This window comes from Aminipila butyrica, assembly GCF_010669305.1.
Lineage (GTDB): Bacteria > Bacillota > Clostridia > Peptostreptococcales > Anaerovoracaceae > Aminipila > Aminipila butyrica.
The window spans coordinates 3,069,610-3,083,141 of sequence record NZ_CP048649.1; the positions used below are offsets into that span (position 1 = coordinate 3,069,610).

The window sequence follows — 13,532 nt, forward strand, 5'->3', positions numbered from 1 at the left end:
GGTATTTATAACCGAATCACTTAATCCCACAAAATAAGTATGCTCCGTGCTCCACGCAGTAATCCCGGTTTGCAGGTCATGCTCCGTGCCTTGTAAACGTCGTACGTTTAATCCATCAGACTGTCTAGCCGCTGGAACATAGCTGCAACTTCAGCCCTCGTGGCAGTTCCCTTCGGATCCAATTGACCGCTTGACTTGCCATTCATCAAACCGGTTCCAATCGCCCAGGTGACGGCCTCCTTTGCATAAGCGGAAATTTGTCCTTGATCATGGAAGGATGCCAGATTACCTTTTCCAGTTGTATCCAGCTTCTTATACCCTGCATATCGGTATAAAATAGAAGCAAGCTGCTCTCTGGTGATAGCCTTGCTTGGCTGGAATTGACCATTTTCATATCCGGTTACCAGACCATTGCCATTGGCCCAAGCGACTGGCTCACTGTACCACACGCCTCCTGCTACATCAGGAAAAGCTGCAGTACCTCCCGCTGGCTGTCCTTCCAGCCGGTAAAGCATGGTCACAATCATAGCTCGGTCGGTCTGCATATTCGGCCCGAAGGTCTGACTATCCATTCCCTTCATGATACCTTTTTGCAGCACATAGTCTACGGAAGCATGGAACCAGCTGGAAGCAGAAACGTCTTTAAACGTCCAGTTAGCCTTGTTCTCTGTGGATGTGTCTCCACTCTGCTTAAAAGTAGCTTTAATACTGTGTACAGCTGTCACACTATTAAATTTATAGGTACTTACCGCACCAACACTCTTCCCATCCACTGTTACATCCGCTATGACATATCCCTTGTCTGCTTTGATGGAAAAGTTCTGATTACTTCCCTTTGCTACACTGGCAGAGGCTGGACTAATAGTGCCGCCCTTTCCCGCAGATACCGTGATTTTGTAAGTTTGATTTGTACTAGTATTTTTACTGCCGCTTTTTCCACTGCTTTCGGCGTATCCGGTTATTTCAGTCAATGCTCCCGGCAAACTGTCATAGATGGCATTAGATAACAATCTGAACTGGTGGGTATTATGGGCCTTATTCGTAATGTGGCTGGCAAATGCAGTGATTTTCGCATTTCCTGCCTGATCCTGCATGATGTAGGTTTTACCCTTAACCTCTTGGTGGTTCGGCCACCAGCCTGCCACATAGAAGTCTGCCTGTTCACTGATAGTCCCCAGTACCTTGGCCGTAGCCGGTGCACTTTCAATCCAGGAACCTGTATTATTGTATAGAATGTCCTTCTCATTGTATCGACCGGTGATTACGCTGTCCGTATTCAGGTCTGCTCGCAGGACTCCTTCGTAATAGTCGTCAAAGCCACCCATCTTAAACCCTGGCAAGAGGCCGCTGTTTTGCAGCGCAGACATGCCATATGCGCCTACGGCCACATAGGAGGTCCCGCCCTGGATGGCCTGCTTCATATCTGAAGTCATGCTGTAGCTGCTGTCATCAGCAATAACGTCAGCTCCCCCATAAGTATCCTCCGGCAGAAGTTGGAATCCAAGGCCCTGAAGCACATAGCGCATTTCGTCACCTACAGCCGCTATATTCGACTGCCTCAGAGATTTTACAGATGCCTTTCCCTTAAATGGAGACAATTCCAAGAAGTATTTATCCTTGATAGCCTCCACATCTTTCTTATCTACAATAAAGTCTCCCTTGTTAAAACCCTCCCCTGCGGAATAAGTCATGGCTACGGGAAGATTGTTTTTCAACAATTCATTAACCGCCTTTACGGCATCATTATTCGTATTTTTAATTACCAGCTGCACAGTCCCCGATGGAATCGCCATAGCTGGCACTCTTACCTGTTCTACTGCAACAGTCTTGCCCTCAAAGGCTCCCGCTGTGCGCACCTCATATTTATCGAATCCCCTCAGCTGCGGGAAGCACATAGTCACTTCCGCATACATAGCAGCAAAGTCAGAGAAATCGGATCCGTCGTATAGTACGCAGTTGGCCAGACCTCGCTTAGCCTGGTGCATAGATACCAAAAAACTTCCTGCCGGATAAGTCGTCGAACCGATTTGCACGGCCTCGGAGGTCTTCTCCACCCGTATTCCATTATTTATGAGGAACTCGGCCATTTCATAGGCTGCCAATGGATTCTTCTGTAACTCTCCTGAAACCGGGAGCACATAATATTCTGGGAAGAAATTATTATTTTGTTCTCTCTGCCTTCCGACAGCCTCCCCAGCAGCATTAATCAGCCAGCTGTCTACTTTAGGCGAATCTTCATTCTCTACACCTCGTCGGTAGATTTCCAGCTGGTTGCTAAATAACTGCTTTCTGTTTTCTAAAGCATAGTTCAAGGAACCCAGGCCTGCATATAGAAAGGCGTTATTAGATTCCTGATTCAACTCTGGCACCTCTATGGTGTGCCCCAGTGCTCCGTGCATCTGTGCTAATACCGCCGCATACATAGGTGCCCCATCATCCCAACCATCTTTGTAATCATCTAATGGAATGATGTAGTGGTCATATTTAGTGTTGGCAATGCCGGATTTCCCCATGGCGTTAGCATGTGGAATGGCCCCAGCCATCAACAGATCATATTCAAAGTTTGGATCGTGAGGCGGCGTACACGGCTCAATTAAGAAATCCGCTACGAAGCCGTGAAAGTCGTTACAAATCATTGGTGACCACTTAGCCAGAGCCTGGAACACCGCTTCAGTCTCCACCTGGGTCTGATAAGTCACATCCCGGTTAGGATCAAAGCCTGAGGCTGTCTCTCTGGTGTTGTAATGTCGGCCATCCGGATTGTTGTTCAGGCTGAACACGATGATAAACTGATCCAGCAGTTCCTGTACATCCAGCGTGAATTCGTCCGTGTCGCCGGTCTCGTACTGGCCAATCTTTCCCCCCGCATCCTTCTCTGTTTTGCTGGCACTTTCAAAAGTGATTTCATTAGCTCGGGATAACTTTCTCAGCAAGTCCAACTGCGCATCTACGCCGTTGGCTTCGTCTGAATGGATGTTGTTAAACCAGATGACCGGCTTATATCCATCTGCCGTCCCTGCCTCTATCTTCGCTAGAAAGTCCCCCGGACTATTCAGCATCATTGGCAAAGTCTGGCTAAAATATTTATCAATGTCGCTTTCTTCTCTAGACAGAATAACAAATGGAATATCCCTGCCTTCAGCAGACTTGCCCAAAGGCGCGTATTCTAGATAGCGATCCTCTCTGGCCGTGCGAATGATATTCTCCACTTCAGGCTTGATATCCAGTTGCTGATGATAGGAATCAAAAGCATTGTAAGTCATGGAAGTCTCCACCTGTCTGCCTGATTTAGAATCGGTCACCGCCAAGTCGTACTGACCCAACAGTTCTGTATAAATTCGCCGTGGATAAGGCCGGAGGGATAAGTTCTCTGTGCCAAAAGGCAAATTGAACTCAAGAGAAGCCACAATGCGGTCGCCTTCCACTTTCGGCTCTTCAGCAAAAGTTATAAATGGAATCTCGGTTTCCTCTTTTGTGCTACGTCCATCCCGGCCTTCACACTTGATGACTTTCCACTGCTCGAAAGCCTTGCCTCCAAAAGTCCATTCTAAATCCGCTAGGTCAGGCAGTTGGGTGAATTCCACAGATACCTCAACCTTACCTTTTTCCGACATGGACAGACGGTCTGTATTGACTACGATGCTGTCTTCCGCTAAGTTTGGATTTATTTCATCCAGCAGGTGAATCAGCAGCGTGGTATAAGTATATAATCGATCTTCCATTCGCTCTGGATAATTTTCATCCATAAACTCCATGGAGTCTCGCTTGGTGTGCATAATCTCGCCGAATTTTTTAGTTTCTCGGTCCCCTTCGGAATAAGTACCGTCCTCTTGGAGCAAATCCCAGTTGGTGCTTTCAAAGTACAGCCACGGCAAACCTAGCTTTCGGAACGGTGCGTGGTCACTCCAATCTCCTGTCGTTCCCTTGGGGTATGCTTCGTTGAGGCCCTGTTGGGTCACCACATCGAGATCTAACCTGTCGGCTAAATCCAAAGCCTGTCTGCATAACCAACTATCTTTTCCCAGACTCCCGTAAGCATACATCTTATCACCAAACAAGACGGTGTCCAGGTTGATCATGGCTATAGTATTATCAATGTCTGTGTCGTCCATCTTATTCGCATAATAGGTGGAGCCCTTCAATCCCACCTCCTCAGCTCCAAAAGCGACAAAGCGGATGGTGTAGTCTGTTTCCACACCCTTTAAAGCTTCTGCCGCCGCCAGCATTACGGATACGCCAGAAGCATTATCGCTGGCGCCCTTAGCCGTATTCACGGAATCGTAATGCGCTCCTACAATAACCTCCTCAGCTGATTTCCCCTGCTTTATAGCTACCAGGTTACTGGAATCCCCTTCCTTGACGACGATGCCACTTTTATTCGTCACCTCCCAATGGAAAGGCTGAACTTCAACCGCATAACCCGCAGCTTGCAAAGTGTCTTTTATATAATCTCCCGCAGCCTTTTCTGCATCAGATCCTGCCAGCCTAGGACCGATGGTCTGAGACAGTTCCGTCAGATGACGATACATGACGGACTCCTTCGTCCGATCCACCACCAGCTCCTGGTTGATAATAGCCGCCGGACTGATTACAGCAGCCTCATTGGTAATCGCAGGCGGACTGATTAATTCTTCTTCCGATGGCGTACCTAAATCTCCCGGCACTTCTTCACCGTTGTCTACCGCAGTCCCCTCCGTACCACTGTTCAGACCCTTTTCTGATGCCTTATCCTCATCTCCTTCTGAATTCGGGACACTGCTCTCCTCCCCACCAGAAAGACTACCCTCATCGGCCGCAGATACCCCCGCTCCCGGCGGCTGTCCAGAATCAACTCCCGTATCCCCTGCAAAAGCCATGGGAACAGACGAAGTCAGCATCACAGCCGCTGCAAGCAAGGCTGCTAATTTCTTTTTTAACATGAATGGTTCCTCCTGTTATTTTTCTATTTTATTCATCATCGGCAGCTGCCTTCGGCAAAACTTACCCATGTTGAGCAAAACCCCTTTAATACGGTCATTGGCGGCCGCACCCCTTTATCTTTTGGGGAAACACACACACTTTAACAAATTTGATTTGGTTTATCGCCTCTTGTACAGACTTCTGCCATCCATTTTCCAGCCTCCCTCTTCAAGCCTGCACACTAGCACCATTTCTCTGATTTTTTGACCTATGTCCAGCAAACATTGAGCCAGCCCCCGGGCTTCCTCTTTTTGCACCTCAATCCATTGAACCTCTATCAACAAACCTATATCCACGTCAAAGCTAGAATGAGTCTTGTATACCTCTAGAGAAAAATGGTTTTGGAAGGACCAGTCCAAGCAGCTGTACATTCTTTCCGTATCCCCTTGACAATAGGCTTTATAAAAATCTTCTATAAGGTGCCTTATGCGCTGCTGCTGGATTTGCTGAACCTTAAACAGATTGTCCATATGACTATATGCCTCCTTTCATTCTTTCATGCGCAAAAGTTTGTACCTCTTGCCAAGCTCGTCCATCGTTGCCCTTGTCTCCCCTGCAAACTCCAATTTTCGAAAAAGTAAGTTTCATTTTTTTATTTATTAAGAAAATATTTTTTATAAACTCTATGATTATCCGAAAAAATTCATACAAATAAATCTTCGCATTCTTTTTTAAAAATCCCATGGCTCCCAATACCTCCACAGCAAATCCCAGCGAATATTGCTGATTAAAATAGAAACCGCCGTTATTTGCCCACAAAAAAACATAGGCGTGGTAGATGCCTATGTTTATACTTTCCCATAATATATTTTCTGTATACCAACTTAACGAAAACGATTATCCGCCTGGGGACTACCCTTTTTAAACATCTGCCTGTCCAGACCCTATTGTCAACCGTCCTCTCCTTCCACAGACTCGAGCCTGCTGACCCGGTCATTCCAGACGCACCAGAGGCTGATTGAGACAATAACGACTACCGCCCCAATCAAGGCGAAGAAGCCAGGAGCTTCTCCCGTAAAGAGAACAACCCACACGGGATTTAACAGGGGCTCAATGGCCCCAATCAAATTACAAGCCAGGGCTGACCCATTTTTCATGGCCAAACCAAACAACACATAAGGAATACCCAGCTGAAATATTCCCAAGGCCAACAGGCTAAACACCACCGTACCATTGACGGGCGTTTCTGTGAGAAACACTGCAGGCAGACCGATAGCCGCCGTAAACAACTGCCCCAGTAAAATACCCGTCATGCGAGTCTCTTCATCAACTTGCCCCACCACTAAGTAAGCGCAAGCCACCATCAAACCATCCAAAATAGCAAAGCAGTTTCCCAGCATGCCTCCTGGGGTTAACTGGTCAAAGAAAAACAGAGAAATACCTGCCAAGGTCATACCTACCACCACTAGGTCTCCTCTTCGGCATTTCTTATGCAGAAAGACTGCCGATAAGATAAGAATAAAAACTGGCGATACAAACTGTAAAACAATAGCATTGGCGGCAGTGGTCAGCTTATTAGCAATAACAAAACTAAAAAATATCCCGCTCATAAATAGACCAGAAGCAAAAGCCCCTGGAACAAACTTCAAGGAAATCCCTCTATGACGAATATAGCTGTACACAATCAAGGCGGCGATGGCGCTGCGAACTCCTGCAATGGCAAAAGGATTCCAAGGCACTAACTTGATAAAGATCCCTCCGATGCTCCACAGAGAAGCACAGATCACCATATATAGGATAGACTCCCTCTGCTCTGCCTTCGTTGGTCCAGGCTTTCCTGCTGGACTTTTTAATTCTGCACCGTTTGATGCAGCTGTTGCGGTGTTCATAGCTTCTGTGCCTCCATTTCATAATCTCTTCCATTATAGCGGAATCACACTTATTTTTCTTCTCTTTTTTATCTTTTTTTTATTTATGTTATGATTTGGCATTCACTGTAATATTAGATTTGATGTTTTAATTCATGCCTTTGCCTGCTGCAGGTACAGAACAAATTTTGAGCACAAAAAAACCGCCATTGCGGTATTTTTGTTTACTGTCGAGCTTTGCCGACATTCATGCGCCTGCATGTAAGGGCTGTCTGTTTCAAGCTGTCAATGGGTGAGGCCCATCCTTGTAGCATATTATGACGTGACGATGACAGACAGTAATAGGATGACTGCCTACTGGCGTCTTTCCTTTTCTGTCATGTCAACAGTCACGTCACGTGAAAGAGAAAAATTATTAACTTTAGTGTATACCATCCCCTACTCCAGCGTGGGACATTTTATAGCGTTTTTTATGGATTTTATCCCTAATTTCCCTGCCTCAATCAGCCGCAAGATTTTATTGCCTGTATAGGAAATTTTGGTATTTACAGACAAGCAAATTAGGAGTATAATTAATTTTAGGCTTAAATTTATTTAGATTATAATTTAAGGCCAGACAGATGCAGGCATAGTTTAGTGGTAAAATATTAGCTTCCCAAGCTGAGGTTGCGAGTTCGATTCTCGCTGCCTGCTCCAAAAAAAACGTACAGTTTTCAATACTGTACGTTTTTTATTGCACATTTAGTCAACTATTACTTAGGCAATAATCTACTCTTATCTCTACCCCGCTAGGAACAAAAGGTGCTAAAATGAAAATACACTATAAGCGACTGTGAACACTTTAGAATCATAAGGGTAGAAAAATTAGTAGTTCTTAGATAGCCTCTCAATGTGGTAATTTAAGATCAGGTTCAATATTTATAGTGTACTTAAAAGTAAAGCTTTCTTTATTTTCCATAGCCCAATTAAACATAGCCTCAATAACAGGATTTAAGCTGCGCCCTAGTGGAGTAAGCGTGTATTCCACCCTTGGAGGTACTTCTGGATAAACTTTTCTAGTTATAAAGCCATCGTTCTCTAAAGCACGAAGCTGTTTTGCAAGCATTTTCTGGTTGATATTAGTGATTGAACGAAATATTTCGTTGAACCTTTTTGTTCCTTTAAACAGTTGACAAAGGATAAGTATCTTCCACTTATCCCCTAATAAGGCAAGAGTAAGTTCAACCGGGTAATTTATTATTTCTTTTTCCATATCTATGTCTCCTCAATTATATCAATAGTTACCTTTAGGTTAGTAAATAACCAAAAATCAGTACTTGAACAAAGTTTAGCTGTTGAGTATTATATATTAATAATACTGTAAATTCAAATGTTTCTATGGAGGTTTAAGGTTTTATGCGCAAGCAATTAAGTATAATTTTTTTTAGTGCTACCGGCGGCACCGCAAAAATTGTCAAAAGTATCACAGCTGGAATCGGTGGTAACTATGAGGAATATAATATTACTTTACCAGCTAACCGGGAGAAAGGAATTACTTTTGATGCTAGTGATTTAGTAATAATTGGTGTGCCTGTATATGCAGGCAGGGTACCAGACTTCTTAATTGATTTTTTTGCCAATGTAAAAGGAAATCATACACCTGCGGTTTTTATTGCCGTATATGGGAATCGAGATTATGATGATGCTCTTATTGAGTTGAAAGATACTTTTGAGCGTAATGGTTTTATCGGAATAGCTGCTGGCGCGTTTATTGCAGAACATTCAAATACTTTAAAGGTAGGAACAAACAGACCTGATAGCAAGGACTTAGACGCAGCAAAACAATTTGGTGCTGATATCAAAATTAAATTCGAGGATTCAGATGCTATTTTACAATCACCCAAGCTTATTGTAAAAGGAAATATCCCGTACAAGGAAAGAATGTCTGCACCTCCAATAGCTCCTGACACAAGTGGTGATTGTATCAATTGTGGCATATGTGCAAAGCACTGTCCAAAGGGAGCAATCAGCCTTTATAATTTTAAAGAGGTAGAGGCTGCAAATTGTGTACGTTGCTGCAGCTGCATTAAAAAATGTCCTGTACAGGCAAAGTCTATTCATCACGAGGTATTTAATAAAATTACTAGGGCATTAATTGATAGCTTTAGCACAATTAGGCATGAACCGGAATACTTTTTATAAAACTTTTTAGTTGATTTACTTATTTAAAAATGATAAAATAAATTTACTTGTCAGAGGACTTGTAATCATAAATTGATTATTGAAGTGGGATAAGACTTAAAAAGGTCTTATCCCACTTTTGTTTTTTAATTAAAATTTCTAAGTTTTTATTCTTAGAAATTTAAATTGATGCTCACAGAAGGCATTCAAGGCTTTGAAATCAAAGGAGAAAAACATGTATATTGAAACCACTCGGATTATCCTCCGAAATTTTGAGAAAAAAGATGTAGAGGGATTATATGAATATCTTGCTGAACCACCTGTAAATTGTTTTTACAGTGAAAAAGTAAATTCTTACGAAGAAGCAGCAAAAAAATTAGAGGAAAAACAAAACGAAGGTATTTATGGGAATTGTTATGCTATTTGTTTGCGCGAATCAGACTTTATTATTGGTGAAGTGTTTGCAAAGAAAGAATCTCCAGACACTTATAGTGTAGGTTGGAACTTTAATTTAAATTATGGTGGAAAAGGGTATGCGACAGAAGCAGTGAAGGAAATCTTTAACTATCTCTTTGAAAGCGATGCAAGAAGAATTTATGCCTATACAGAAGACAATAATATCCCATCGCAAAAGCTTTGTGAACGACTGGGCATGAGGAAAGAGGGATTGTTTCTAGAGTTTATATCCTTCATAAATAATTCAGATGGAATGCCACATTATGAAAATACTTATCAGTATGCTATTTTAAAAAAAGAATGGGACCTTTTAAATTAGAACATTGTGGAAATGCCCTTAACCTGATTTGAAAAAATAAATTGAAATCAGCCATAAAAAATGTTATGCTATCAAGAGATAGCCTCAAAAGTATAATCTTCACTACTTATAGATAGATAACTACATTATGATTGAAAATAATATATTGAAGAGCTTATTTTATAAGCTCTTTTTTAGTGATAAAGAAAGGTAATTATATGATAAAAGTTGAGAACGTATCCTTTTCATTTCCGCAAAAGGATTTATTTCATAATATTTCATTTACATTAGAAGAAGGCCAGCATTGTGCCTTTATCGGAGCAAGTGGAAGTGGAAAAAGCACATTAATAGAGATCATCATAGATCCAGAAAAATACCTGTTCGATGGAAAGCTCGAGATAGCTCCCCATTGCAGAATTGGGTATGTAAGTCAATTATCCCAACTAGACCAACAAGGTGAATTGACTGTTTTTGAATATATAGGAAAAGAATTTCTCCAGCTGCAAGGTGAAATTGCCTCTATTTGTACCGAAATGGAAACGTCATCGGATATTGACTCTTTACTAGAAAAGTACCAGCAAGCTTTGGACGCTTTTCAGGCAATTGGTGGGGATGACTTTGAAAGCAACATCAATAAGAAACTAAATTTAGCAAACCTAAACCATCATCGAGATTTAATGATATCTAAGCTTAGCGGAGGAGAATTTAAACTCATTCAAGTGATTAAGGAAATGCTAACGGGTTCCGATTTGATGATTATGGATGAACCTGATGTGTTTTTAGACTTTGAGAACCTTAATGCACTTAAAAATTTAATTAATTCGCATAAAGGAATCTTGTTAATTGCTACTCACAGTAGATATTTATTGCACCATTGTTTTAATAAAGTTTTACACCTGGAAAACAAGGAACTTCAAGAGTTTAATGGAAGATATATTGATTATAACTTTTCATTACTGCAAAGTAAAATTGAGTTACAGGAGCTGTCTATGGCTGATACAGAAGAAATCGAGAGAAATGAGGTATTAATCGATAGACTAAGAGCTAATGCAACCTATAATTCTGAAGCCTCTAGAGGAAAAGCTCTAAATGCTCGAGTTAAAATTCAAGAAAGACTAGAAGCTCGCAGAATTAAATTACCATTTGTGGATATCAAACAACCGGAAATTAATTTTACTATCGAGAAGGAAATGGAAGAAACCATTGCTTTAAAGGTCAAGGATTACAGCGTTGCCTTTGATGATATCCTTTTAGAAAAGGTTAACTTTGAGATTGAATCCACCGATAAGGTCGCTCTTATCGGTCCAAATGGTACAGGCAAAACCACTTTATTGCGAGAAATTTTTAAAAACAACCATCCTTCTATTGAAATAAATAGTGATATTAGCGTGTCTTATTTATCTCAACTGCAAGGCGAAATGATAAATGAGGACAATACCATCCTGGAAGAGTTCTTCGAGACAGGCTTTAAAACAGAGCAAGAGATTATGTCATACGTTTCGAGCTATGGGTTTAGCGAGGAAATAGTTAGGCAAAAAATAGGCTCTTTGTCTGGGGGAGAAAAAAACCTACTCCAAATCGCTAAAATTTCTGTTAGAAAAGCCAACATATTATTGCTTGATGAGCCCACCAGTCATTTAGATACCTATTCTCAATTGGCACTGGAAAAAGCCATCGAGAGCTATAAGGGCGCAATTTTAATGATCTCTCATGATTATTATACGATAGCAAACTGCATGGACTATGTTTTAATCATTGAAAATAAAACCGTTCGGAAAATGAATATTCGAAAATTTAGGAAGCTAATTTATGCGAGCCATTTCAACAAAGATTATTTAGAAATAGAGCAAAAGAGAAAAGCTTTAGAGATGAACATACAGTTGGCTTTAAACGATAATAATTTTGTGCTGGCAAAGACCACTTCTGAAGAGTTAGAAGCCCTAATTAAGCTATCTTAAACACACTAAAAATGGGCCTCTCAAGAGGCCCATTTTCTTCTATTCATCTAATTTTCTCATCCTGCCACGCAGTTTATAGCAATGCCTGCTGGTGTAACTAAGAATGGGTTTTCTGGCTTGATGGTGGTTAATCCCGTCTCCTTCTCGAAGATCTGTTCAATGCCAGTCAGACAACAGGTACCACCACAGAGGTACAGGGTGTCCATTTGCTTCGGGTCTACATACTTCTTCACAATAGAAGCCATTTTTTCCACCACCGCCTTGACGATAGGCAGAATCTCCCGATGCTTGCTGTAATCCTGCTTGATAACTTCTGCTTCTGCGAAGGTTATATGGTAATTTCCTGCTAAGACCAGAGATACGTGGGTACCGCCTGTCGGCTCATCCTCAATCTGTACCACCTTCCGATCTCGCAGAATAGCCAGACCTGTTGTACCGCCGCCGATATCCACCACCACGCCGTTTTCGATCTGGTAGATGGAATTGGCTGCCGTAGGCTCGTCCAACACGTTAGTCACTTCAAATCCTGCGCCCTCGGCTACATAAGAGTGGGTCTTCATGCTAGACTCGGTTCCTGCCGGCATGGCAATAGCACAATTAATCAGCTCTCTGCCCCCTAACCGCTTTTCCAGCTTGGCCTTCAGTTCCCGAACGATAGCTAAAGCCCCCGTATAGTCTACCACAATACCGTCTCGCAGCACGGATGCCGCCTGCTTTTCACAGGCAATAGGATTGTCCTCTTCATCCAGAACTACCAACACGATAAAGGCTGTTCCCAGGTCCAGCCCCACCTTCAGCTTGCTTCCTACCGGCTTAAAAGTCTCTTTTTCAGAAGCCTCGATTCTCCTCATGTATTCATTTACTCGCTCTAAATCCATCATATCTTTTTTACTCTTCCTCCTGCTACTATCCTATTCTTATCTGATGCTGCTGCCGACTGAAAGTCTCTCTTATCCGGCCGTTCCCTTCCTCTGGAAATTAGCACTTCTTATAATTTTTCTCCGCCCATTTTGCCGCATAAGGACAGGTAAACTTAGGGGTCTTATGGGACCGCTCAATCTCCTCTACCGCCATCTGGACCAACTTACCTGCGATACCCTGGCCCTTCAGGGAATCATCCACCACCGTATGAGTGATATTAGCTATGTTTCCCTCCTCGTAGGGAAATAGAATTTCAGCAAGGACCTTCCCCTGCTGATTAGCATGGTAAATTCGATTGGATTGATATTTAAAAATCATCGCCCTTTTCATATGTTGTGTCCATACTTAGGCACACCATATATCTCCTTTCTCGACTACTTCTATTCTCCTAGTTAATAGCTACTACAGATAATCTATGTATCTTATAGTATACCACAACTTTCCTCTTCTTCCTAGTAAAAAAAGCCTCCGCTTTAGCTCACATCTGCTGGCTTCTATCCCATCAAGCGGGCAGAAAAGGACCACCATCAAGCTTCTCTGCCGGATAGTGGTCCCTGCCTGTATCAGGCTTCCTGCGCCTAGTTGTATTTTGGCTTTCTGTTGAACGCATTGACGATCAGCAGCAGTACTACAGCTCCTGCACAGGCCACCAACAGGCTCCATAAATTAAACCCGGTGATGCCGATACCGCCGACTAAATTCATAATCAGGCCGCCGACAAAACCGCCGATGATACCCACCATGATATTCATGAGGGCTCCCATTTCCTTATTATTGCCCGTGACCATACTGGCAATCCAGCCAGCTAATGCGCCTATGATAATCCAGCCTATAATGCCCATATTATCACCTCCTTTGTCCTTAGTATTGACAAAAAAAGGGTTCTCATACATAAAACCCGCTGTTCTCTTCGGTGAACCTGTCAAAACAACCAAAAAGAGCTGCTTCCCACAGGCACTGGTGAAGGTTACC

General features: G+C 42.6%; 11 protein-coding genes and 1 tRNA gene. 4 read left to right on the top strand and 8 right to left on the bottom strand.

What is annotated here, in order from left to right; all coding sequences use genetic code 11:
• Nucleotides 1-107: 107 nt before the first annotated feature.
• The 4 genes from Ami103574_RS14455 to Ami103574_RS14470 form a co-directional block, all read right to left on the bottom strand.
• On the bottom strand, nucleotides 108-4,919 hold the full coding sequence (locus Ami103574_RS14455) for a M28 family peptidase (RefSeq protein WP_163067663.1): 4,812 nt from the start codon (nucleotides 4,917-4,919) through the stop codon (nucleotides 108-110).
• A 159-nt stretch (nucleotides 4,920-5,078) separates the two neighbouring features.
• Nucleotides 5,079-5,429: a hypothetical protein gene (locus tag Ami103574_RS14460; RefSeq protein WP_163067664.1), complete on the bottom strand. Its 351-nt coding sequence runs from the start codon at nucleotides 5,427-5,429 to the stop codon at nucleotides 5,079-5,081.
• Nucleotides 5,430-5,433: 4 nt separating this feature from the next.
• Nucleotides 5,434-5,643 carry a hypothetical protein gene (locus tag Ami103574_RS14465; RefSeq protein ID WP_163067665.1) on the bottom strand — a complete coding sequence of 70 codons (210 nt, stop codon included), beginning with the start codon at nucleotides 5,641-5,643 and terminating at the stop codon, nucleotides 5,434-5,436.
• A 206-nt stretch (nucleotides 5,644-5,849) separates the two neighbouring features.
• Nucleotides 5,850-6,788, bottom strand: a complete 939-nt coding sequence (locus Ami103574_RS14470; RefSeq protein WP_163067666.1) for a DMT family transporter — start codon at nucleotides 6,786-6,788, stop codon at nucleotides 5,850-5,852.
• Between the two features lie 601 nt (nucleotides 6,789-7,389).
• Between Ami103574_RS14470 and Ami103574_RS14475 the strand changes: the two genes are divergently transcribed.
• A tRNA-Gly gene (locus Ami103574_RS14475) sits at nucleotides 7,390-7,463 on the top strand.
• Between the two features lie 190 nt (nucleotides 7,464-7,653).
• Here the strand turns inward: Ami103574_RS14475 and Ami103574_RS14480 are convergent.
• Nucleotides 7,654-8,019, bottom strand: coding sequence for a winged helix-turn-helix transcriptional regulator (locus Ami103574_RS14480; RefSeq protein ID WP_163067667.1), 366 nt, complete (start codon nucleotides 8,017-8,019; stop codon nucleotides 7,654-7,656).
• A gap of 143 nt (nucleotides 8,020-8,162) precedes the next feature.
• Here Ami103574_RS14480 and Ami103574_RS14485 point away from each other — a divergent pair, with 143 nt between their 5' ends.
• The 3 genes from Ami103574_RS14485 to Ami103574_RS14495 all read left to right on the top strand — a co-directional run bounded on the left by Ami103574_RS14485 (nucleotide 8,163) and on the right by Ami103574_RS14495 (nucleotide 11,639).
• Nucleotides 8,163-8,948, top strand: coding sequence for an EFR1 family ferrodoxin (locus Ami103574_RS14485; protein WP_163067668.1), 786 nt, complete (start codon nucleotides 8,163-8,165; stop codon nucleotides 8,946-8,948).
• A 214-nt stretch (nucleotides 8,949-9,162) separates the two neighbouring features.
• Nucleotides 9,163-9,702 (top strand): GNAT family N-acetyltransferase, encoded by a 540-nt coding sequence (locus Ami103574_RS14490; protein ID WP_163067669.1) that lies wholly within the window; start codon nucleotides 9,163-9,165, stop codon nucleotides 9,700-9,702.
• Between the two features lie 197 nt (nucleotides 9,703-9,899).
• Complete coding sequence (locus Ami103574_RS14495) at nucleotides 9,900-11,639, top strand: ABC-F family ATP-binding cassette domain-containing protein (protein WP_163067670.1); 1,740 nt, start codon at nucleotides 9,900-9,902, stop codon at nucleotides 11,637-11,639.
• Nucleotides 11,640-11,695: 56 nt separating this feature from the next.
• Here the strand turns inward: Ami103574_RS14495 and eutJ are convergent, their stop codons facing one another.
• The 3 genes from eutJ to Ami103574_RS14510 form a co-directional block, all read right to left on the bottom strand.
• On the bottom strand, nucleotides 11,696-12,520 hold the full coding sequence (gene eutJ / locus Ami103574_RS14500) for an ethanolamine utilization protein EutJ (RefSeq protein WP_163067671.1): 825 nt from the start codon (nucleotides 12,518-12,520) through the stop codon (nucleotides 11,696-11,698).
• A gap of 97 nt (nucleotides 12,521-12,617) precedes the next feature.
• A complete protein-coding gene (locus Ami103574_RS14505) occupies nucleotides 12,618-12,890 on the bottom strand; it encodes a GNAT family N-acetyltransferase (protein ID WP_207710505.1) in 273 nt (90 codons plus the stop codon).
• 248 nt (nucleotides 12,891-13,138) lie between these two features.
• Entirely contained in the window at nucleotides 13,139-13,402 is a 264-nt protein-coding gene (locus Ami103574_RS14510) for a GlsB/YeaQ/YmgE family stress response membrane protein (protein WP_163067672.1), read from the bottom strand.
• Between the last annotated feature and the right edge of the window lie 130 nt (nucleotides 13,403-13,532).